The organism is Pseudoalteromonas galatheae, from assembly GCF_005886105.2.
GTDB lineage: Bacteria > Pseudomonadota > Gammaproteobacteria > Enterobacterales > Alteromonadaceae > Pseudoalteromonas > Pseudoalteromonas galatheae.
In genome coordinates, this window is the sequence record NZ_PNCO02000001.1 from 3,217,713 (window position 1) to 3,240,971 (window position 23,259).

At 41.0% G+C, this 23,259-nt stretch carries 15 protein-coding genes; 8 read left to right on the top strand and 7 right to left on the bottom strand.

What is annotated here, in order from left to right; all coding sequences use genetic code 11:
* Positions 1-231: 231 nt before the first annotated feature.
* On the bottom strand, positions 232-2,376 hold the full coding sequence (locus CWC29_RS14305; protein WP_138524733.1) for a S8 family peptidase: 2,145 nt from the start codon (positions 2,374-2,376) through the stop codon (positions 232-234).
* 544 nt (positions 2,377-2,920) lie between these two features.
* Between CWC29_RS14305 and CWC29_RS14310 the strand changes: the two genes are divergently transcribed.
* The 4 genes from CWC29_RS14310 to CWC29_RS14325 all read left to right on the top strand — a co-directional run bounded on the left by CWC29_RS14310 (position 2,921) and on the right by CWC29_RS14325 (position 8,605).
* Positions 2,921-4,108 (top strand): BaiN/RdsA family NAD(P)/FAD-dependent oxidoreductase, encoded by a 1,188-nt coding sequence (locus CWC29_RS14310; RefSeq protein WP_138524732.1) that lies wholly within the window; start codon positions 2,921-2,923, stop codon positions 4,106-4,108.
* Positions 4,109-4,242: 134 nt separating this feature from the next.
* The gene (locus tag CWC29_RS14315; RefSeq protein WP_138524730.1) at positions 4,243-5,067 is read left to right on the top strand and encodes a TnsA endonuclease N-terminal domain-containing protein; all 825 of its coding nucleotides are present in this window, start codon (positions 4,243-4,245) and stop codon (positions 5,065-5,067) included.
* A complete protein-coding gene (locus CWC29_RS14320; protein ID WP_138524729.1) occupies positions 5,057-7,171 on the top strand; it encodes a DDE-type integrase/transposase/recombinase in 2,115 nt (704 codons plus the stop codon). The genes CWC29_RS14315 and CWC29_RS14320 overlap by 11 nt, the downstream gene beginning before the upstream one ends.
* A complete protein-coding gene (locus CWC29_RS14325) occupies positions 7,172-8,605 on the top strand; it encodes an ATP-binding protein (protein WP_138524728.1) in 1,434 nt (477 codons plus the stop codon).
* Positions 8,606-8,729: 124 nt separating this feature from the next.
* On the opposite strand, the gene CWC29_RS14330 is transcribed toward CWC29_RS14325, so the two are convergent.
* From CWC29_RS14330 to CWC29_RS24110, 6 genes are all read right to left on the bottom strand, one after another.
* Positions 8,730-9,818 carry a winged helix DNA-binding domain-containing protein gene (locus CWC29_RS14330; protein ID WP_138524726.1) on the bottom strand — a complete coding sequence of 363 codons (1,089 nt, stop codon included), beginning with the start codon at positions 9,816-9,818 and terminating at the stop codon, positions 8,730-8,732.
* A 136-nt stretch (positions 9,819-9,954) separates the two neighbouring features.
* Positions 9,955-10,419 carry a hypothetical protein gene (locus tag CWC29_RS14335; protein WP_138524725.1) on the bottom strand — a complete coding sequence of 155 codons (465 nt, stop codon included), beginning with the start codon at positions 10,417-10,419 and terminating at the stop codon, positions 9,955-9,957.
* 19 nt (positions 10,420-10,438) lie between these two features.
* Positions 10,439-11,539 carry a hypothetical protein gene (locus CWC29_RS14340; RefSeq protein ID WP_138524724.1) on the bottom strand — a complete coding sequence of 367 codons (1,101 nt, stop codon included), beginning with the start codon at positions 11,537-11,539 and terminating at the stop codon, positions 10,439-10,441.
* Position 11,540: 1 nt separating this feature from the next.
* Positions 11,541-12,272: a hypothetical protein gene (locus CWC29_RS14345; protein ID WP_138524723.1), complete on the bottom strand. Its 732-nt coding sequence runs from the start codon at positions 12,270-12,272 to the stop codon at positions 11,541-11,543.
* On the bottom strand, positions 12,269-13,051 hold the full coding sequence (locus tag CWC29_RS14350; protein ID WP_235956663.1) for a class I SAM-dependent methyltransferase: 783 nt from the start codon (positions 13,049-13,051) through the stop codon (positions 12,269-12,271). Before CWC29_RS14350 ends, CWC29_RS14345 begins: the two co-directional genes overlap by 4 nt.
* A 74-nt stretch (positions 13,052-13,125) precedes the next feature.
* Positions 13,126-14,238 carry an NAD(P)-dependent oxidoreductase gene (locus CWC29_RS24110; protein WP_167815434.1) on the bottom strand — a complete coding sequence of 371 codons (1,113 nt, stop codon included), beginning with the start codon at positions 14,236-14,238 and terminating at the stop codon, positions 13,126-13,128.
* A 619-nt stretch (positions 14,239-14,857) separates the two neighbouring features.
* Between CWC29_RS24110 and CWC29_RS14360 the strand changes: the two genes are divergently transcribed.
* From CWC29_RS14360 to CWC29_RS14375, 4 genes are all read left to right on the top strand, one after another.
* Positions 14,858-16,402 carry a TnsD family Tn7-like transposition protein gene (locus CWC29_RS14360; protein ID WP_167815435.1) on the top strand — a complete coding sequence of 515 codons (1,545 nt, stop codon included), beginning with the start codon at positions 14,858-14,860 and terminating at the stop codon, positions 16,400-16,402.
* 5 nt (positions 16,403-16,407) lie between these two features.
* Positions 16,408-17,397, top strand: coding sequence for a TniQ family protein (locus CWC29_RS14365; protein WP_328820784.1), 990 nt, complete (start codon positions 16,408-16,410; stop codon positions 17,395-17,397).
* Between the two features lie 97 nt (positions 17,398-17,494).
* Positions 17,495-18,628, top strand: a complete 1,134-nt coding sequence (locus CWC29_RS14370) for an SEC-C domain-containing protein (protein ID WP_167815436.1) — start codon at positions 17,495-17,497, stop codon at positions 18,626-18,628.
* 33 nt (positions 18,629-18,661) lie between these two features.
* Complete coding sequence (locus tag CWC29_RS14375) at positions 18,662-23,182, top strand: NACHT domain-containing protein (RefSeq protein ID WP_167815437.1); 4,521 nt, start codon at positions 18,662-18,664, stop codon at positions 23,180-23,182.
* Positions 23,183-23,259 lie beyond the last annotated feature (77 nt).

Below are 23,259 nucleotides of genomic sequence, written 5' to 3' on the forward strand. Positions count from 1 at the left end.
AACTCGCTCCTACACGGGTAACTTGCTCCCATAGGCGAACACTATGGTAGGAGCCGCTTCACTCGGCGAGCAGTTAAAAGATCGCAAAGTAAACTCGCTCACACAAGCTGTTTTGTAGGTCGAGATTTATCTCGACTACTGCAAGTTGAACCCAGGAATAATTAAAAGAGGCCGCAAACGCGGCCTCTCATTGGGGAAGGAAGACTCAATTAAGGGCCTACTTAATTTTGCTTATGGCTTATACTGTGCGTCTAGCGTTAGACCTGAGAATGCACGGTAAGCATTAACGCTCAGGTGCCATGTACCAGCTTGTGGGTTGGTAATTACACATGTTTCAGTATTACCGCCTTCATATGGACGACAGTCATAGCTGCTTGCTGTAGGTTGTGAGCCAAACTTAACGAATAAGTCAGCGTCACCTGAGCCACCAAATGTTTTCACGGTGAAGTCGCTCATGCCTTCAGGCACTTCGATAGTGTAGTGAACCCACTGACCTCTTGAAGCTGAAATATCTTCAATTGTACCGCCACCAGCTTGTGGAGCACTTGTGCTCGATCCTGAAGTTGCAGCAACTAAGCTCACTCCAGAATAAGCTTGGTAACCGTTTATCATTATGTGATATGTACCAGCTTGAGGCGCGTCAAAGCTACAAACTTCGGCATTACCATCTTCATATGGGCGACAATCATAGCTACTTGAAGTTGGTTGGCTTCCACGCTTTACATGCATGTCAGCGTCACCGGTACCACCACTCATTGTGAAAGTCACATTGGTTTTTCCAGCTGGTACGTCAAAAGTGAAAAACTGATTGCTGCCAGCGGCACCGCTTAGGCCTGTTTTTGCTACACCATCTTCAAGCGCATTGCCTGTAGGTGGAGTTACCACGCCGCCTAAAGCTTCATTTACCGCAGCGGCTGCATCAACAACACCTGTACCACAGTTAGAGCAGCTACCCGCAAAGCTGCGTGTAGTATTTTTCAAGATAGTTTCTACTTCGTCAGGCGTAGCTGATGGTTTTGCTTGTTTGATTAGCGCAGCAACACCTGCAACATGAGGTGCCGCCATAGACGTACCTTGTGAGTAGTGGTAACTATCATTTGAAGGTGCACCAGAGCCTGAGTTATGCGTAGACAAGATACCTTCAGGGTCATTTGCAAAACTTTGTGCGCCACCAGGAGCGGCAACATCGATGTTTGCACCATAGTTTGAGTAGTAAGCACGGCTACCATCACGACCCACAGATGCTACGTTTACAACGCCATTACAGTTACCAGGATTGTAGTTTGCTGAGTTGTCGTTGTCGTTACCTGCCGCAATAACAATTACCGTACCGTTGTTACGTGCTTGGTTGATTGCATTTTGTGTGGTTGCACTACATGCACCACCACCACCTAAACTCATGTTGATAACATCAGCGGGGTTAGCATTCGCTGGCACACCAGATACAGAACCACCAGATGCCCAAATGATACCGTCAGCGATGTCAGACGTTAAACCACCACACTTACCAAGAACACGCACAGGCACTACTTTAGCATCGTAAGCAACACCAGCTACCCCTTCACCGTTATTTGTGACAGCAGCAACAGTTCCTGCTACGTGCGTACCATGCCAGCTTGAATCTTGATCAGCGCGTGGTGAAGGTTGACCTGAAGAGTCTGTTCCACATTCACCGCGAGTGACCGCATCACCAGGATCGCGAGCATCGTTGTCACGTGCGCCGCCATCGTTAGCAACAAAGGTATTAGAGATCATGTCGTAGCCAGGCAAAATGTTGGCATCTAAATCCACATGTGGGCGATAACCTGTGTCTAATACCGCAACCACTACACCTTGCCCTGTTGCCTTATCCCACGCAGCAGGGGCATTAATACCAGCCGCGGCTTCAAAGTAGTGCCACTGATCGCTATAACGAGGATCATTAGGTGTTGCAAATGGCTTTAACATTTGGTCGATTTCGATGTATTCAACATTACCAGAAGCCATTACGTCGTTCATGAATGCTTGTGCTTCTTTTGCTGAAAGTTTTTTGTCAGCACGCATAACGTGGTGGTTACTTAACGCCATTGGACGTACGTATTGTGCTTTTGCTTTGCTGCTCTTGAAGCCTTGTACAAAACTTTCTGCACGTTGTTGCATTTTTGCTGGTTGTAGATCTTCTGCAGCTAGGCTCATCATCTGAGAACCCGCATCTTTGTATTTAATAATGAATTGCGTACCAAGTGTGCTTTGCGATGATAGCTTTTGTGCTGTTGCTGCAAGTGCAGTATCTTGACCAATTGATTGTGATGGTGCGGCTGTAACTGCAGTCGCTGTGAATAATGCACTCACTGCGACGCTTAGTGCAGCGCGCTTAAAGTTTTTGTTGTTTGTCATAATGTTTCCCTAGTTTCTAACTTGTTGTTCAGCTGTTAATAAAAAGCTGATGGCTAGTGAAAGTAAACTCATGGTTAAAAAAAAGAAAGCGCTGTTTTGTTATTTGCACTAATTTTTTAGTTATATACAGACGGATATACGGCTATAGAAAATTCATACTATATTGTTTTTAATCCTTATTTTTCACTTTTATGAGAGTGTGAATAAATTTCAGTTACATTGTAAATGACTGTAAACAAAATAGTGTTTTTAACTTTGTGAAGCATTTGTAGCCAATAGAGTGGGGACTTGGTTAGTTCTAAAGGTTGGCTTTTTGATGTTCTACTAGTTGTATTTTCTTGCTTTTTGAAGGTTTGGGAAGTGATAGACTGACATAATTTTTACAAGTGTTTAAAAGGTATGCGATTGGCTATCGATATTCGTAGCTGTGATTAGATAAAGAATCTAGGTATAATTTTCGCTTGGTCGCGATTTTGCCGCTTAAAGTTAAACTGTTGGCAAAACGGAAAGTGTAGAAATCTTATATAAAAGGTTGAGTGAGTTTATGCAACAAATAGAGGTAGTCGTTATCGGCGCAGGTGCTGCAGGGTTGATGTGTGCTGCACAGGCAGGATACCGAGGGCGACAAGTTGCAGTGGTTGATATGGGGAAAAAGCCAGGTCGTAAAATTTTGATCAGTGGCGGTGGCCGCTGTAACTTTACCAACGAAAATGCTTCACCTGCTAATTATCTATGCAAAAATCCACACTTTGTAAAGTCGTGCTTGAGCCGCTATACCCAACATGACTTTATTGAATTGGTAGACCGCCATGGCCTTGCTTATCACCATAAAACGCTTGGACAATTGTTTTGCGACAATAGCGCGCAAGACATTGTCGACATTCTTCTTACCGAATGTGACTGGGCGGGCGTGTCACTTCATTTACGTCAAGAAGTCCTTGCGATTGAACATCAAGCTGATGGTCGCTACTTAGTTAAAACCACAACTCAAACCTTTAACTGCGAGTCTGTGGTGATCGCCGCTGGTGGCTTAACCATGCCAAAACTTGGCGCCACGCCAATCGGCTACAAAATAGCGGAGCAATTCGGTTTAACTGTGTTACCAACCACGGCAGCGCTTGTGCCATTTACACTTCATGATCACGACAAAGCACGCTTTGATGGTTTGTCTGGCATTAGCGTAGATAGCCTAGTGACTAGTGAAAGCGGTATCCAATTTAGAGAAAATATTCTCTTTACCCACAGAGGCTTATCTGGCCCTGCAATTTTGCAGATCAGCTCATTTTGGAAAGCAGGAGAGTTTGTTAGCATCAATTTACTACCTGACTTAGATGTGCAAGCACAACTTCATGACTGGCGCAGTGAGCAAGGGCAAAAGAGCCTGAAGAACTTGCTTTCGAGCATCTTACCAAAGCGCTTTATTGAAGCCCTAATCAGCGACGGCAGCATCCCAGATAAAAACGCCAACCAACTCAGCCACACAGAGATTGAAAAGCTAACCGAAACCCTTACTAGCTGGAAAATAAAACCAAATGGCACAGAGGGTTATCGCACCGCAGAGGTTACGTTAGGTGGTGTAGATACCGACGAATTAAGCTCAAAAACCTTCGAAGCAAAAAAACAAAAAGGCCTGTATTTTATCGGTGAAGTAACCGATGTCACCGGATGGCTTGGGGGCTATAACTTCCAATATGCATGGAGCTCCGGCTGGGCATGCGGACAGGCTTGTTAGCCTATGTGTAATGACAATAAAGTTTGCCCGTAGACAATAAAGTTTGTCCGTAAGGTATTTTTTAAACAATATTCTGCCCGTAATAGATTTTTACTGACTATACTCAGTGAATGTTGTCAATATTGGCGAAGGCTATGGCACGTGGCAGAAAGCTTGAAAAGCTTAGCGACTTCAATCGGTCACTCAAAAACAAATACGGAATTGGCGAAGGGGTCGATTACAAACCTTGGCTTAGAGTTCAGGATGTAAAATCTAAAAAAGGACAAAGAACCCAGGTTTGGGGTAGAAAAACGGGGCGAGAGCATCATCTGTTATCATCGATAGAAAGCCAGTTCTTTTATTTAGCCGAATTCAGCGATTCGGTGGTCGATATCCGCGAGCAATTCCCTCTTTTACCTCTTAACTTATCCCAAAAGATTGCTGCGACGTTAGGTGTCGAACATCCAACGGTTCCCTATAGCGCTGAGCCCAACATCATGACGACGGACTTCCTTCTGACTTGTCGACAAGGAGGGCGAGAGTTTTATAGGGCGATTTCCGTTAAGCCCGAGGACGGAATCGATCAGAGAACAGCTGAAAAAATGGATATTGAACGCATCTGGTGGGAACTCTTGGGTGTTGAATTTCTATTTTTCACTGGAAATGAAACAACGAAAGCACAAAGCACTAACATACAGTGGGCAACGTCGCCATTTCGCGCAGGCATTCAAACATACTCACCTTCCCAAGTTGAAGCCGCATTAGCAATTTTGGAACCAGGTAAACATCTGCTATTCGATTTATGTGAAAAGCTAGTATCCATGCTCCAATGCAGAAGCGAGGATGGGCTCAATATAGTGCGTTACATGATTGCTGAAAAGTGGATTGATGTCGATTTAAATTATTCTATCGAATCCTTTGGAGGCGTAGATATTCTGTCCGTGAACCTCGAAAAAAGGCAGGTGTCTAATGGCGATTAATAAAAACAGTGTATGGCGTTTGAATGGGGCTGAAGGTCTATCAGACGACATCTACCGAGTCATCGAAATTATACCTCATCTGGATTGCATCATTTTATTTCAGCTGACCGACAAAGATCACTTGCAAAGACCCATTGCTAAAATGTTGTCGACGTTTACGAGGTGGAGCCGTTCAGGAATTGCAGTATTCATTGAGTGGGAAGCGCCTTATTTCCTATTAGTGGCAGAAGAGGATATCTCTCCTAAATCTAAGGCCAAGCGAGATAAAAATTTCAGTTTGATAAACGAGTTGACCTCGGATAGCGAATTTGTATTTGCCTACGCAACGTCGAAGAGAATGAAGTCGCTAGCCGAGTATGCAAAGCGAAAGGGAGTTGATCGAAAGAAAGTTTCACGACTTTTAAATACTTATTGGCGCCTTGGTCTGACTAAAAATGCTTTTCTACCTGCTTACGCGAACAGCGGTGGCTCAGGGGGAGAGCGGTTTGCCATGAATGGAGCGTTGGGAGCTCCGAGAACATCAAGAACACTCGGCGTCGAGCGTGCTCCAAAGTATGTGCTAAATACCAAGGATAAACAGAATATTCGTAAGGCTCTGAATAAGCATTATTTAAAGGTCAACGGGAAGTCTCTTAAAGAGTCCTACAAGCAATACCTTAGGCAGTATCATGCTGAAGAGATAAAATTGGCTGATGCTTGTAAAAGGGCGCCAATAGTGCCTTCATTACGCCAGTTTTCATATTGGCGAAACCGTTTGATTTCGGAAGATACTATAATACGCAAGCGTTCGACGGAACGAGACTATCTTCTTAAAAAACGCAGCGTAATTGGCAGTGCTGTGCAGGATGATTTAGTACCTGGTAGTTGTTTTGAAATAGATGCAACTGTGGCCGATGTGCATATTGTTTCCAGTTTCGGCAAGCAGTATGCTCTCGGAAGGCCCTCAATTTACTCTATTGTTGACAGAGCAACCCGTATGATAGTTGGGTTTCATGTATCCTTGTACCATGCATCATGGAGGGCAGCCCGCCAAGCGCTGGTTAACTGTTTCCTACCTAAGGCTGAATATTGTGCTCGGTATGGTGTGAATATCGATGAGTCAGAATGGCCTTGTGCGCACGTTCCCAAACGTTTTATATGCGACAACGGGGAGATGATTGGATTGCAGGCAAAAGAAAAAGTCGTCCCTTTCACCGAGCTTAGCTTTACGCCTGTTTACAGACCAGATTACAAACCTTTCGTAGAGCGCCGATTCAAAACTTTAAATGATGACGCTATTCATCACTTGATTGGCTCGACAAGAGGGGGAAAGATGGTGCGAGGTGACAGAGATCCGCGCAAGGATTCTATTCATACCCTGTATGAAGTAACGTCTATGCTGATCGATGCTGCTTTGGAGCATAATCGGGATATTCTTAAATCGCTTGCCTTTTCCCATGCCCTTTTAATCGAAAACGACTTAAACCCTACGCCACTAGATACCTGGAAAATATATGTTTCTAAGCATATGCATGCCTTAAGCAGGGTTGAACCTAGCGAGGTAATTGCACGCTTGCTGCCTTCCGAACAAGTGAGCATGACAGCAAGTGGTATCAAATACAAAGAAATGTATTACTCCTGCCAGCAGGTTGAAGATCAGAACCTTGCCGCGATTGCGAGAGTGAAAGGGCGATGGCAGATGGATGCACGTATTGATGACAACACGGTAAACCATATCTACGTGAGGCTGAATGAAAAACAAGGGTTCACTCAATGCTATTTATTGTCTCGTAATGCCATGCTCAGAGATATGCCATTAAGTGAAGCCGAGTTTATTCAGGACTGGATGGATGTTCATGAAGAGCGCTCTCCCGTGACAGTCGAGTCGATAGAAATGAAAAAACGGCATGAGCAGATAGTCAAAGAGGCTAAGGACAGGGCAAAAAATAACTCTGTTTCATTCAGTGATAAGGTAAGAAATACCCGAGAAAACCGACGTGAAGAGATCAAGAGAACAACGCATAGCTTTTCAGATGAAGGAAAAGATAATAAGAACGATATTCAGTCGAAAGCAAATGTAGTTGTCATGTTGCCAAGGCGGAACCGGAAGTTGAAGGATAAATAGATGCGTAGAGAGCCAGCCGAATATCATGAGGCAATCTTACCAGAGCATAAAGGTAACCCACTGATAGAAGCGCTTAAGCCCAAATTAGGAATGAATGAGTTACTTCAGAAGTTTTCCAATTACCCGAACTTGGATCAACACATCAGGCAACACCCTGACCCTCTGGTTAGGGAAGAATACACTATTCGCTTGAAACAGTTACGTCAGCCATTTTTCATTTATTACCAATGTTTCCGTGCAATAGAGACTGCGATTAAAGATGGTTACGGCCAAAAGAACCCTTTTAGTCCGACCACGGCTCAGTACCTTCATTATCCGGTTGAGGAAAGACCGGAAATAGCCCCTAGAACTGGTTATTTTGAACCTAAAGCTGAAACCATTACCTTGATAGGAAGCAGTGGTGTAGGTAAAACTAGTATGCTTGAGCAGATCCTCAACTATTTGCCAGCCGTTATCGAGCATGATGAGTATAAGGGGCGTCGGATGGAGTTTACCGAGCAGGTTATATGGATAAAAGTTGAGTGTCCAAACAACTCCAGTGTGCGTGACTTATGTGAAGAGATACTGGCAAGTTTGGATCTCGTGATGAATAGACCAAAAGAAACGCCTGCGAGTACAATAGGCGGTTTGATGAGGCAAATTGAGCAACGCATAAAATCGAGTTTTCTCGGTATCTTAGTCATTGATGAAATGCAGCGCCTGGTATTCAAACGTACGGGAGGGGAAAATAATCTACTGAATTTCCTCCATCGTTTGGTCAACAAACTGGGTGTTCCTATGTTGTTTTGTGGTAATCCGCCTTTTGATGAAACATTGTCAAAAACGTTGAAGGCAGCTCGCCGTGCGGAAAGCGCCGGTTGTTTCCAAATGGAGCCTTTAAAAAGAGACAGTGATGAGTGGGAAGCGTTTCTTGGTGAGCTTTGGGAAATTCAATGGACGAGCGTTTACAACGAACTTACAGTTAAGTTAAACGATAAAATGTACGAGCTATCGCTCGGAAATTTGGATATAGCCCACCGTATTTATCGTGAAGCGCAACGACTGGTTATTTTATCTGATTCAGATGATGAACGGATCAACGCTACAGTACTTGAACAGGCTTATGCAAGAGCTTGCGGCCTGTCTTCCAATACCGAAGAAATAAAGGTGCAGAGAGAAAAGTTTCTGTTACCAACCGGTAATCGCGGGTCAAGGAAGAATTCGCAGCAAGAGAAAGCCGCAAAACCTAAGGTGTTTATTGCCGATATAACTCGTCCACAACATCCGGAATTTGAAATACAGTTGCGCGAGCTAGTCGGTACGGTAGATTTACCGATCAGGATCCGAGATCCAGATATGTTTCAGCGAGCCGCTGAACTGGAAAATCCGGTCGACATGCTCAAGAAAACGGGGATTGTTTGTGATAATCCTATTGCAGATTTGGACTTTATTTAATTAGTTGATGTAATGCTGCCCGAGAACAAAGTTAAGTGACGCTTAAGAGGTTGTAACTCTGGTTTGAGCTTACAATTCGCCTGATTAGGTCAAAACTAATCTGACGGTTTGTTATAATGAAATATCAGACGCTTCGCATCGCTGACTTCAAGTTAGCATCAAAAAATTTTTCTAAAAACCTCTCATGCTCTAAAGCTTTTTCTCTCACTTCTGTTGAAATTTTTTCATTCGAAAATGGTTCTACTTCAATGATATATTTCTTCCCCTTTTTGATATAGTGCCACTTTGCCACCGCCGTTCCTTTTACAACGACGACACCTGAAACATGTCCTCCTGCGGTCCAGACTTTGTTGTAGTGTTCACGTGGAACGATCCACTCTTTTGACTTATGGGCTAATAGAAGTGGGTCGAAACGATATAGCATAATAATTGGACAACTCCGGATTCTATCCTGATTTTCCAATGATGAAATTATGCTTGGTTCCTTTCGCAACATATAAAGCTTTATCCCACTACATTCAAGCTCCATTAGGTCCATAAAGCTCATTAAGTTCTCTATAACCCCTACTTTCTCTCCAAACCAAAATGCTATATCAGCAAGACTGGCTGGGCCATAGCTATAGAGGTATCGAGTAACTAATTGTATACCAGCCTGCCTCTTACTTAGGCTTTTATCATTAACAAAACCTCTATACTTTCCATGGGAGAAGCGTTTCTTACCTGCATCATAAACTAGGCCTCTATAAGCGGCGTCGATTAGTAGACCACCCCACGCAGACGAACTAACTCCCGTGTACGCTGATATTTCACTTCTCAAAAGAGGCTTCCCTGTTTCGAGTATCTCACCGATCTTATGGAGGAGTCGTTCATACTCACTATCTGATCCCCCATCTTTTTTGAAGTTTTTATATGCCCATGAGCGTCGATTGCAAATAGCCGGGATAATATTTGGCCAGTCTGTCGAGCGATATACGTGGAGAGTATGACGTTGTCCCCATGTTCGTATTAGAGAACCAGAGTCGTATAAAAGGTTTTCAAACTCTAAAAATGAAAAGTTGACAACTCTATTAGCTATTGAAAGTGCAGCAGCTCTTGGCATCTGTGCTTGAATACCGATAAGCGACTCCGCGCAATCCTCAGCTGATTTGAATGGAGTTATTAAACCAGACCGCTTCATGCGATGCCATTTAAGATCATTTAAAGTTATTTTCATTAATTCACTCAGAGAGAATATATATATTTTGCTCGAACAAATGCCGCTTGATTGTATTTAACATTTAAAGTCATTTGAACATTAAATTCACTATTAGACGGTAATAGGTATACCAATGATATGGTTGATACCTCAATTATTCACCCAAGTGCCGAGCTCGGATGAAATCACGAAGGGCAGGGTTATTATCTAACACAAGATAACTTTGAGGTGCTGTAAAGCCAAATCGCTCTCGTAGGTCTGCCAGTGGAATTCCTTCAAAACTATCATACGATAATATTGGAATCGCAAACCCATTATCTCGAGTGCCTAAATATTCCATCATGCCTTTATATGAACCGGGGCTTTGACTTTCAGCTAAATCAGCTATCTCCTTCGGAGAGCTTATTAGTGGAACATCAAAATCGATAAAGCCCACAATTTCTTTTCTAGGAGAGCTAAGATAAATATATGCTTGAACAGCATCCTTACGGAATAAACGACGATATTCAAACTTTTTTTCTCCGCTAAGAACTAGTTGCCAATATTGAGGCTGAAGACTCAAAAGGAGTAGAGGTTTTTGGTATTTTTCGTCATTTACAAAAAGACTTTCTTGGGACATATTTTATATTCCTTCTTTGTTATTTCTGGAGCATAAGCTGAAAATAGTCGATTGAGTAGTTTCTAAAAAGCTTCTTAGGCTCCTCTGGCCAACTACGTACTTCTTCCCAGAGCTGGAGAAAACCTGATTTACCATAAAATTCTATGAACTTTTCAAAATTAATGAGACCCTCTGGTAGGTATTCATATGCATGCGCTTTTACATAGAGTGACTTAGAAAACTTAGCCCCTGACCAGTCGGTTATAATCGGAGAAAAAAAGCGGAAGGGTAAGCTTTCATAAGGGTATCCCAGCCTAGTTATTCCATTACAAAATACTTGCATATTCCAAACCCCAGCCCAGTCTCCTCCATCGCACATAACCATGAGCTCATTACTGTGCTGCCCTTCTTCAATTAACGTTGCTCCTTTAGCTACATCTCTTAAGGGAGTATTCGTATCTATAAAATCGCTACTTTTTTCACTAAGGATTATTTGATGTTCACCGTGTTTAAAGCATCTGCTACTTAGCACGGCATGATCCTCATCGAAGGATAATATCCTTGTCGTCTTGGATGATTTATCCACCCACCTACATTTTGGACACGGAAAACGAAAGCGGATTACTTTGTCTGTAGGTGAAAGAAAAGAAGAGAATTGCTCTTTATTCTGAAGGATTTTAAGAAGGTTTCTACGAAAAGCGGGCTTTTTTTGAAAGTCGTCGTAAGAGCAAATTTTATAAGGAATATCTGTTAGTTGTGATAAAAAATCAAAAACCCAGCGGAAAGACTTCATGTACTCATTTGCTAGTGATATACCCCTGTCCCCCATGGTATCTCCGAGGCTCTTTTGATATTCGATACCATCTGCTGTTTGCTTTTCACCTGGAGCATTCTCTAACTGATCAAAGGTAAGTCGTACAGGCAAGTTGAAGTAACTTCTTAGATACTCACCTATAGCAAAAGCGGTCATTAACGTCGTTACTGTTCCAAGGTGGGGGTTGCTATTTGGCTGTGCAGAAGTATTTATATGTATACCTTGTTTTTCTGCGATATGTGGTTCTAAAAGTTTTCCGACTGTATCAGTTATATGCACAATCCCTACCGGAGGGTAAAAAATATTTTCATGGGTATTAAGTGTCATACTAAATCCTTTTTTTATTTAAAACCCAAACAATGACGGCATCATAGTAAGGATCTCCCTTTACAGGAATCATTTCTGCATGCAATAGTTCCATATCGTGTATTTCTGCAGCAGAGACTATCAACTCTGTGCAGAGATAGGAATTTTTTCCACCATATAGAGAAACATAATGATTGCTACGCACCCAATTTGCTCCGATGAATCTACCTCCTGGAGTAATCGCTGGCTTAACATATCCAACACAATCAATAAATGCTTCTGCAGATGGTGAAATACCGAAACACCCAAACTCTGTAACCAAATCAAAAGATTCAGAGAGCGCATGACCATGCCAAGGTCGTAGCGCATCTATTTCATAGTAACTACTAAATTTTTTACGCATATCAGCAAGGTGATCTACATTTCTTGAACAGATTTCAAGTACATCTTTATAACATTTAGGAATCTTTCTACTGCATACGAAATTCCGAAGAATAAGTAACATTTCTGGATGCTTATCAGAACAAGTAATACTAGTTATTCCCGATAGTGGAATTGACCAAAGTAGTGTGGAAGGTCCAGAACCTAGATCTAACCATGATCCTTTAGTTCCATAACACTCAAGTATTTTGAGTAGCTCTTCGACGCCTTGTCCGTAGATAAAAGGTCCTTGATAGTATTCTAAGAAATATTGTTTAGCCCTAGAGTATTGAGCAGGATCTAACTTGATATCATCAAATGAATCTATTTTCATTTTTCATGGCCCACCAGATAAATGCAACGTGTGCTATCATGCCTAAAGCTCCCGCGATCATAATCGCAAAAACGTTCTTTGATTTCTAAACCTGTAGAAGTAATTAATATATCTAAAGCCGAGTATGTATAACGTCGAAGTACCAGCTTTGATTTATATTCTTGTAAATCCGTTTCATTTGTTTTCACTTGATATGAAAAATCAAAGTGCACTAAGTCAGCTATGTGCTTTTGTCGTGTTCTTCGAAAAAGAAAAGATTCATGGTCTAAGGCTCGAACAATATCTGTTTTCCATTTACCATCAGGAAGCTCGGGATCGTAACACATAGGTGTATTCTGCAAGCTTAAAGAAGTCGATTCCAATAATGATACATCAATCATCAGCCGTCCAGATGAGCTCAGATGTTGTTGCATACAATCTAAAACGGCCTTGACTTCATCATCTTTTGAAAACATGAGAAATGCATCATGAGAGATAATGATAAGATCAAATTTCATACCTAAATCTAAGTCCCTCATATCTGCAACAACAGCCCTCACTCGAGGGATTTTTTTTCTTTGTATTAATTTCTTAGAGAGTATTTCTATCATTGCAGGTTCTAGATCTGCGAAAACGATTTCCCGGCCAGTTTCCGCAAGCCATAGATTTCTTCCTGTTCCAGAAGGGATATCAAGGATAGTTCGCACATTTGGAGTTACCAAAGAAGCAATGAAGTCCTTATCTTTGTTAAAGGAATATTCAATGTCATAGTGGCGCGCACGCATTCCATAATCAATCATATCCACGTCTTCTTTCCATAGTAAGAGAACAATCAAGGCATATATTAAGTTAGTTCAGAGCTAGAAAAAGCACGTCAAAAAGAAATCGATTGCTTTCTATAGTGGTCCATATGTTTCTGAATAACAGGGTGAGTAATTTTTCCTTGACTAACAATTTTGCCTGTAGAAGAAATAGAGTCGAAAGTGCCTTCATATACCATTTCTGCTAACCGCAGCAAATACGGTAATGCGTTGGCGCTATATGCTTCCGTTGTTGTTATAGGAAACTGTGCAGGTAGTTTATCAATTTTACAATGTAGAACACCATATTTCTCATAAACAGGATCTTCAAAACTTGTCTCTTGATCAAAGCTCGGCATGTACCCGGAACCATAACCACAGGTCACATCAACAATCATAGAGCCTTTTGGCATTAATTTCACAAGATCATCATGAACGATTGGTTTGGTATCGTAAGTAGATATTAGAATTGCTCCAATAAGTAAATCGGTGTCAGATAACTCGCGTTGTAAAACTTGCTCTGAGCATATTGCGGTTCGGATATTTCCACCTAAGTTTAATTCAAAACGTTTCAACCCTTCGCCGCTTCGTCCAAGAACCACTACTTCCGCCCCCATAGCTAGAGCAAGTCTTGCTGAGGCACTCCCCACGTTACCATAACCAATAATTGTAACTTTCGCTTTAGAGGCCCCCTTAGTTTCAGTTAAAAGAACTCCCGAGCCTCCGAGGTGGCGCTGAAGGTGGTATGCTCCATATAGTACAGCCATTTTTCCAGCAATTTCACCTCCTGGGATGGCTAAGGGGAAATCCCCATTCTCTTTTTGGAAGAATTCGTAGGAATACGCAGTAACCCCACTTCGTACTAGTGCTGTAACTAAGCCGGGATCACCTTCGGCATGAAAAATTGCACATAGGTGCATGTCTGGACGGAGCCATTTCCATTCATCAGGTAGAGGGGGTTTGTACTTTAGAACAAAGTTACTACTCCATGCTTGCTTTTGAGAAACTATCTGTGCGCCGACATCTGAGTAGCTTGTATCATCGTGACCGGCTTTAATTCCGGCTCCCTGTTCAACCAAAACAGTAAATCCTTTACGGAAAAATTGCTCTACTTCTTTTGGTGTAAGTATAACTCGACACTCACCTTTTGCTCTTTCTTTTATTACCGAAACTATTTTTTTATTCACTGTCACTTCATCCCTGTACTTTACTTAGTCAAAAACATCAACTTTAAGTAAGCTAACATAAATAATTGAGAAGTGGAAAGAGCAATAGGCAAAATCATATATTGAATTAGGCGTTGAGTATCGAATCGCGCGCTGGCAAAAATTGAGGCCTTTCGTAGAGGTAATATTAACCGATTCGGTACGAATTCGTTGAGAATGGAGTGAGAAACGCCAGATATCAAATTTGAGATTCCATTTTCACCGCTTGATGACTTTGAATTGATTGATAAATGACCGTCTGGCTGTTTAATGAAGGAGTCGCTGCCGACCCTCTCGTTCATGAGAAGTTTTAGGTGGAGTTGAGCCCAATCAGATTTAATTTAAATAGCGACATCTTGGATATAGTCATTCAGACAACGCTAACTGATGAATAGCAAATTCGTTTCGTGATGAAGGGATAATTATCAATTTTCACTATTGTTCATTAGAAGTATCTGATCTACAAGCTCCATGAATGTAGCTTTCGCATCATCATAGCCATGGAGCACTGTGCCACTACACTGATGCTTGCAAATTCATTTGGGTGATTTGTATATATGGGCTAAGCTCTGAGTGTCGCTGACCAATTATGGAGGTTGTAGTGAGACTTCTCTCGGCGTTGTCGAACGAAACTCTCTATGGTCGCTTGATGCGCAGTTTAACTGTTTCTGGTATGAAGACCGAACGATTTCTTGATGCATTGCTTGGTAGCTCAAGAGCGAGCATCCACCCATATTTGACGTCCAACCTGAACGAAATAGCCAATGCCTGTGGCGAGCAGCCGCATATACTTTTGCGGGACCAAACCTTGTTTCCTTTATTCAGCTTTTATTTGCCATCTTGCCGCCAAGCGATAGATGATGATGCGTTATCTGCTGTTTCCGCATGGCGAGCATGTCAGTTAGCGAATTTCAGAGAACATGAAACGCTGACGCTAAAGTATTGCCCGATCTGTGCCCGTGAAGATATGCGAAATTACGGACTGACATATTGGCATTTAAACCATCAAACTCCAGGTATAGAAGCTTGTCATTTGCATTGTGTATGGTTGATACATGTACCGTTACCGGCTCGGCCGCATATAGCGCACGGTATATGTCCATCTTTAGAGACAAGGGTGAGAGAGTGCTCTGAAATAGCATATCAGCTTTCAATCTTCGCTGCTGTTAAGTTGGAAGCAATACGAAATGGGGACACTGAACCTTCAGACTATCATCAAAGTTTAAAGAAAAATGGCTACATTACTTCAAATGGACATGTGCGTAGAAAAGCCCTTGTTGCTGAGCTTTTTAAACTTGCGAGTCAGCTCGAATATCCGGACTTTGGATTGCTTCCTAAAGCTGAGGACGATTTTAAATATCTGTCGTCATTGGTTAAGGAAAGTACCAGTCAGCATCCATTTAAGCACTTGCTACTTGGCTTTTTTATTGAGCATGCCAAAACCAAAGATGTGGAAATTCATCCAGATAATGGGCGGAATTTAGTTTTCAGTATAGATTTAACCGAACGGTGTAAAAAGCTACTGCTTCAGGGGTTGTCTATGGCTGAAGTTAGCCGTAGAACAGGAAAAAGCAGATGTTATCTTAAATGTTTGGCACTGAAAGAAAATATTCCTTTGAACCTTAAGCCCCGAGTTTTGAATGAAAAGATGCGTTTTTGCATCATCAATTTAGCCAGAAAAGGTTTTCATCGACGTGAAATCGCTAAAAGGTTTGGGATCTCTTGTGGCAGTGTAGAGATGTTGATTTCCACTCAAACGGGCTTGGTAAGCCATCGTAAAAAGTGTAAGTTTGAATCAAGGCGTCGGCGATACAAACACCAATTGTTACTTTATATTGAGTTACATCCGCAGGCTAATCGCCAGCAGTGCAAGGAAAAATGTAATGCGGCCTTTTTCTGGCTTCTTAACCATGAACCGACTTGGCTGGAAGAAGTATTGCCAGCCGCAACGCCGCCTATTCGGCATGACAGGGTTGACTGGTGTGAGCGGGACAAAGTGCTAGCAAGCCAAGCTGAGCGATTGCTTGCTATACACGGTGCGGATATTTCGTTGGCAAAGTTGGACCGTTTGCTAGGTGGGCATGGTTGGCTTTTAAGATACTCAAAAAAAATCCCTCTTACTATGAATCTGATTAGGAAGTTTTAAGCTAAATGTTGTTATTGCCGGGAGAGTCGCTGCATAGCCTTTTTCTAAGGTATTACATGAGAGAGGGTTTACCATCCTCTATACATCGTACAATCATAACTCCCGGTGGGCGCTGGCGTAAATTTTCTGATTTGAAAGCCCCCAAATTTTTCGAAGAGTTAAAAGATTCGGTGCGATATGAAATTATTAGGGAATCAATTTTAGTGTCAAATTCGATGCTCAGAAAAGATATAGATTGGATTTCATATAATATTGTTTCATCTGGGTATGCAAAAATAAACTTGTCAGATGTGAATATTTTTCGAAATGGTAAACTTTTCTACTTCTACGATAGAGTTGGCGAGGTTAAGTTTTGCCCTATCTGTATGAGAAACAGTATCAAGCAGTACGGTGTCGGGTACTTTAAAAAAGAGTGGTTTCGACGGGATAATGGTACTTGCTATGAGCATGGAGAGGAACTTATAGTTCTTCAAAGTAAAAGTTATGCTACGTCAAGTCATAGTATATATGACGTCATGATGGGGACGTATCCATGTAATAACAGGCCTATTTTTCTTAAAAATATAAAAATGGAAAAAGTACTAAGTTTATCGGAGCATATCTCTAAGTCTGCACATTGTTTGTGGAATGAGTTGGTTTTATTTTCTAGATACTTCATAGTCGCGACATTCAAACACTATGACCTAAATAATATTACTCAAAATTTTCGTAGTGCCCTCAGGCTAGTTTTTACCTCCAAGGGGGAATTGAAAGCATTAAATTGGAGGCATGAAGTTCAACTCATGAAATTTATGATGGAGGAGTTCTCCATTGAATTGATTTCCTTCTTGTATAAACATGCTCTTTTTTCTGAAAAAGAGAAGGTTATGCCTGACGGTTCAAGGATACGTTATCGGATATTAAAGTTTGATAGGGCTAAATGCGATTTTTGTACAGAAAAACGGAAGGAGTGTCTGAGTAGTTCAATTATACCCTTTGTGAAAGTTACTGTGTGAAATTTAAGTTGAAGTAGGTTACGGTGAAGCTGAAGCACACGTAGTAAAAGTTGGAGCGTGGATTAGAACTTTTTGGCAAGTAATAAGGAGACACTTTGTGGTTAACAGTAGAATAGGTAGAAACGATCTGTGTTGGTGTGGCTCTAATAAAAAGTACAAAAAATGTCACCTTAACCGCGATAAGCAGGAGCCGATTAAGTATTGGGAAATTAACCAAGCATTTCAAAAAGCAAACTCAAGAAAGGAATGTTTAGTTCCAAAATCGCTAAGTTTACAGTGCTCTGGCAACATTATTAAAGCTCATACAGTTCCTAAAACTTCTAGCCTTAGAGCCATATCCCAAGATGGTCATGTTCTTGGCTACAAGATGACATTTGAATCAATGCGAAAGCATTCAGGTACTCCTACGTTTGAAAAAATAGGTGTCAATCAGGCATCAACATTTAATGGCTTTTGTAAATATCATGATGATGTATTGTTTTCTTCCCTAGAAAAAGAAAGGTTTGCTGCAACTAAGAAACAGTGCTTTAGCTTATCTTACAGAGCATTCGCAAAGGAGTATTATGCTAAGAGTGCTGTTTTATCCCTCTCTCCTTTGCGAAACGATGCAGATAAAGGTAAGACTATTCAAGAGCAGATAGATATCCAAATGAATAATTATTTATTTGAGTTGGGAACTAAAGCAGCGATGGAAGACCTTGAATACCACAAAGCATATTTTGATGCTGCACTAGAAGCTCATGACTACGATAATACAAGAGCGGTGGTGTTTATTCTGGATGAGCCCCCACCATTTATGGTTTGCGGAAGTGTTAATCCTGATTATGACTTTAATGGGGCAAAGCTGCAGGAACTCATGGATCTAGATAAACGTTCGGATTGTATCTCTGTTACTTCTTACTATGACGGTTGTAAAGGAATCGTGGTGCTTTCCTGGCTAGAAAATAGCGATGTGTCTTGCCAGAGTTTAATGCGCTCGCTACTTAGCAAAAAGAAAGAATTATACTTACCTTTTGTAGTGCAATATATATTTAAGTACTTTGAAAACGTGTTTATTGCACCTAATTGGTGGGAGAAATTGCATACTGATAGTAAAAATATGTTAACTGCATTAACTAGCGATAATGTTTCGACCCATGACGAGCCAAATTCGGATGGTTTATTAGAAGTTGTTGCAAAGTACGAGCTTCCCAAGCTTGCAGAAGTGCAACTTGTTGGTTGGTCATTATAAAAACTAAATAATCCCCCTGTGAGAGAGATTAACATGGATATTAACTTTTCAAATATAAGAGCACATGATGGAAGTAAGAATGCTGGTTTTGAAGAGTTAATTTGCCAACTTGCCCATTTGCAGCAACCGAAAGGAGGAAGGTTATTTGTTCGTAAAGAGGGAGCAGGAGGTGATGCTGGCGTTGAGTGCTACTGGGTTCTTGAAGATGGTTCAGAAATTGGGTGGCAGGTTAAATATTTTCCTGATGGGTTGAATGCTTCGAGGTGGCAACAAGTCGATGAGTCATTTTCAACGGCGTTGAATAAGCACCCTAATTTGAAACACTATAAAGTGTGTTTACCTTTAGATAAAGCTGACAGCCGAAAACGTGGGAGAGGTGGCAAGACGGTAGTTTCAGTTGAAGATGAGTGGTTAAAGCATGTTGCAAAATGGAAGGCGCAGGCCGAGGCTTCAGGGCGTGATATAGAGTTTTCATATTGGGGGAAGCATGAAATTATGACCCTTCTCACTATTGATGACCCCCAGTTCTCAGGGAGAGCTTTGTACTGGTTCAATGAACCGTTTCTCGGCTCTGCAGTGTTCGAAAAAGTTGCTATGAGATCTCGACAAAGCTTGGGAGAAAGGTATTCAGCAGAGTCACACATCGATTTACCGATAGCGTCAGAATTTGATGGGCTGTGTTTGCGCTCTTCGTGGTGGGCTTTATTGAAGCGTGAAAAATCAGAGCTGAAGCGAGTAAGTGAATCGGTTCTTTCCGAATTAAATAAACTCGTTGAAAAATCAATTATTTCAATAGGTAGCGGGAACTTTGGAACCTTACAGAAACAATTTAAAAGTGTTGTAAGTGAATTAGATAAAAGCATTAAATATAAAAGCTTTCACCATGAGATTTCTTCAATCGCTTCTTCAATAAACAGACTATCTGAGATGTATTTGAGTATCTATGAGCATGTCCTAAGGCAAATACATCAGATTGATAGGTACAAAACACTTAGAGATGGCCTAACCAGCTTATCTGATCTACTTGAAAGGTTAATTTTAATTGTTAAGCGAAGAGGAACTTTGGCATCTAAGTCTAAAGCTGCTCTTCTATTTGGAGAGGCCGGTATAGGTAAATCTCACCTTTTATGTGACTTGAGTTTAGAACGAATAAATCAGAACCTTCCAACTCTGTTTTTATTAGGAGCACAGTATTGCGGCGGAAATCCTGTTAGCTTCATAAAAGAGGCTTTAGATTTACAAAGTTATAGGACGACCCATGTTTTGGGGGCTTTAGATTCTGCTGGTGAAGCTTCAGGAGAGAGAGCACTGATTGTAATTGATGCAATTAATGAAGGAAATTATAGAGATGATTGGTACAACCACATTACCACATTCATTTCAGAGCTATCTTATTTTCCAAATATTGCAGTTCTGTTTAGCTGTCGAAGTACATATTTAAACTATATCGTTCCCGACAGTGCCCATGAGCATTTGTTACCTCGTTTTAAACACACAGGGTTTAGCAGCTTAGGAGCTAGGGCTGTAGAAAAGTTTCTTTCAAAACACGGCATATTCAAACCAAGCGCACCTATATTAGTTCCAGAGCTAACCAACCCTTTGTTTTTAAAAATATGCTGTAAGGCTTTGCGTGAAAGTAGAAAAAAAACTTTTCCAAAGAATTTAAACTCAACAGAAGCACTGTTTAACTTTTATATTGATAGCATTGAAAGTGTGATATCAAAGAGAAAGCGCTTTAATCCAAAAGAAGCTATTATCCAGTCGCTTTTAATTGATATATCCTCCAAGTTATTCCCTGACAATTTACAGGGCTTACCTAAACATGAAGCTAGAAAGTTAGTTAATAGCTATGATCCAAACCCATATGTAAATGAAAGTCTTTTTGATATTTTATTAGACGAAAGTGTAATTGCAGAAGACGTCTCATACGATATGAGCCAGCGTGGAAATCTGGTAATTCGTTTTACATACGAACGTTTCAGTGACTATTTCATTGCTAAAGAGTTAGTAAAAGGGGTTTCAAAAATTGAAAAGCTTTGTCTCGAAGGGCCAGTTGCCCATTTACTTAGTGAAAATCGTTACTATGCTGATGCGGGGATTTTTGAAGCTTTAGCAATTGTTGTCGCTGAGAGACACAATAAAGAACTGGAAGATTTAATTCCTGCTGAAGCAAAGGTTGATAAATGGCAATTGGATCAAACTTTTAAAAATACAATTCTATTGAGAAGTCCCGAGTCATTTTCAGATAGAACGCTAGAAATTTTAAATAACTTAGATGCTTCTTCATTTGAATATCCTGCACTAGACATCTTATTAAAACTATCGACAGTGCCTAATCACCCATGGAATGCTGAATTTATACACAAAAACTTGTGTGATAAACAGATTGCTGAGAGAGATCATTCTTGGTCTATACACATAGCGTACGGTGATTGCTCTGAAGAAGAGAGTGATTGCGAGTCATACGTAAAAATAATTATTGAATGGTTACAAACTAGTGATATAAAACTTTTAGAAAGAGAGCAAGTTAGATTATGTGCAATCACTTTAATCTGGTTTCTGACTACTTCGAACAGGAAAGTACGAGATAGATCCACAAAAGCGTTAGTTAGAAGCCTTTCCCTCTATCCTGATTTAATTACAGAGCTATTGAATCGTTTTTCAAAAATCAACGATACCTACTTAATAGAAAGACTTTTTGCAGTTGCTTATGGTGTTGTTTGCAACATAGATAACAGTGAAGTTATTGAAGAAATAGCTATAGTCACCTACGATTTGCTCTTCAAAGAAGGCTATCCGTTGCCTCATATTTTACTCAGAGATTATGCTCGGGGAATTTTGGAACTTGCTTTGCTCAAAGGAGTTCTTTCCTCAGACATACCTGCTGAAAATTTTAGACCGCCATATAAAAGTATTTCTATACTAGAAAACCCAACTAAGGATGAGTTAGATAAACTCACCGGTGACACTTTTTCATCTAAAATAAAAAGTTCTTTAATGGGTTTTCCAGGGGACTTCGGAAACTACACGATGAGTTGTGTGCATAACTGGTCTTCGACACCAATTACTCATACAAATATTGACAAAGGAATTGATGTAAAAAGGCGCTTTGCTAAAGAATTTTTAGCAGGCGAAATACAAAAAGAGTACTTAGAAAATGTAGAGCCTAAAAAATTGGAACAGGAGTCTGGTTTGCCTTTAGACAGACTTGAATCTTTGCTTAATATGTATGATCTGGAGGAGTACTACAGCCATGAAGAAAGTAAGAAGCAGCAAAATGAGTTTGATGAAAAAGTGAAAGTTTTGCTCAATGAAGAGCAACAAGAAAAATATAGGTGGTTGTCAGGGCTAAGTAACCATAGGGAGGCTTCATTTAGCAGAAAGTGGGCGCAACGGTGGGTTTGTAAGAGGGCTTATGAGTTTGGCTGGAGTGATGAACTTTTCTCTGGTTTTGAAAGGTTTTGCTCTTATGGGCGAGGCCACAGTCTTGGTGGTGGAGCCATGGAGCGTGTAGGGAAAAAGTATCAATGGATGGCTTTTCATGAATTTCTAGCTAGACTTTCAGATACTTATCAATGGATTAATAGAGGTTATAGCGACCTTCCCGATGATGATGATTATGAAGGCCCATGGCAAATAAATTTAAGGGATATAGATCCTACAATTTGGGCTAAACGAAATGGTGAATATAAAACCTATCATAACGAGCACTGTACTTGGTGGCAGCCCTATAACTTTCCGTTTCCAGCTGAAGATGATCCAAAAGCTAAGGCTGGCTTTCTTTGGGATGAAAAAACTATACCTGAATTCTCGAAAATACTTAAACGGAATAACCCTGAAGAAGAGGGGGAATGGGCTGTTTTGAGGGGGTTCTGGTCTGAGAATAAAAAATACTCTGCTGATGAGTTAGATAGTCCTTATCTAGATGGATGGTTTAGGATTAATGCAATTTGTATACGTAAAGGAGACTTTGATTCTTTGCTCAAAAGGCTTAAGGGGCAAACATTATGTGACCCATCTCTTGTCAGCGTGCCATCAACGCAACATGAAGGTTTTTTTGGTGAGTATCCATGGCACACAATTTACAAACATTTATCAGGATGGCAAGAGCGGCAGGACAATTCTAGAGGCAGAATACCCGTTAAACACTTTGTCCCATACGCACAGTATGAATGGGAAAGTGGTGGTAATGACTATTCCATTGATAGTTCACTTCGCTTCAACGTTCCCGCTAAAGAATTAATTCAAGAAGCTGAGTTAAAAAGGGCACAGGGGAAGTGGGGGTGTTGGGAGCATGGGGGAAAAGTAGTGTTTTCGGATCCTAGTATAGAAGAGTACGGGCCATCTTATGCCTTAATGAGCACAGATTTTCTTCAAAAATGGCTCAGTGATAATAATATGGAACTTATTTGGTTGATTGGTGGAGAAAAGCAAATGTTTTCTAATGAGGGCGGCGAATTCTTTGGACGCTTAGTTTTCAGTGGCATTTATAGGTATGAACAAGGCAAACCTACAGGAAGCATGTGGTTTACAAAGGAACAAAGAGACGGATAGACATATCCGATCTGACATACTCTGTTGGCAGTTTAGACTCGACCTGACAGGCAGATATGAGCGAAAAAGTGACAATC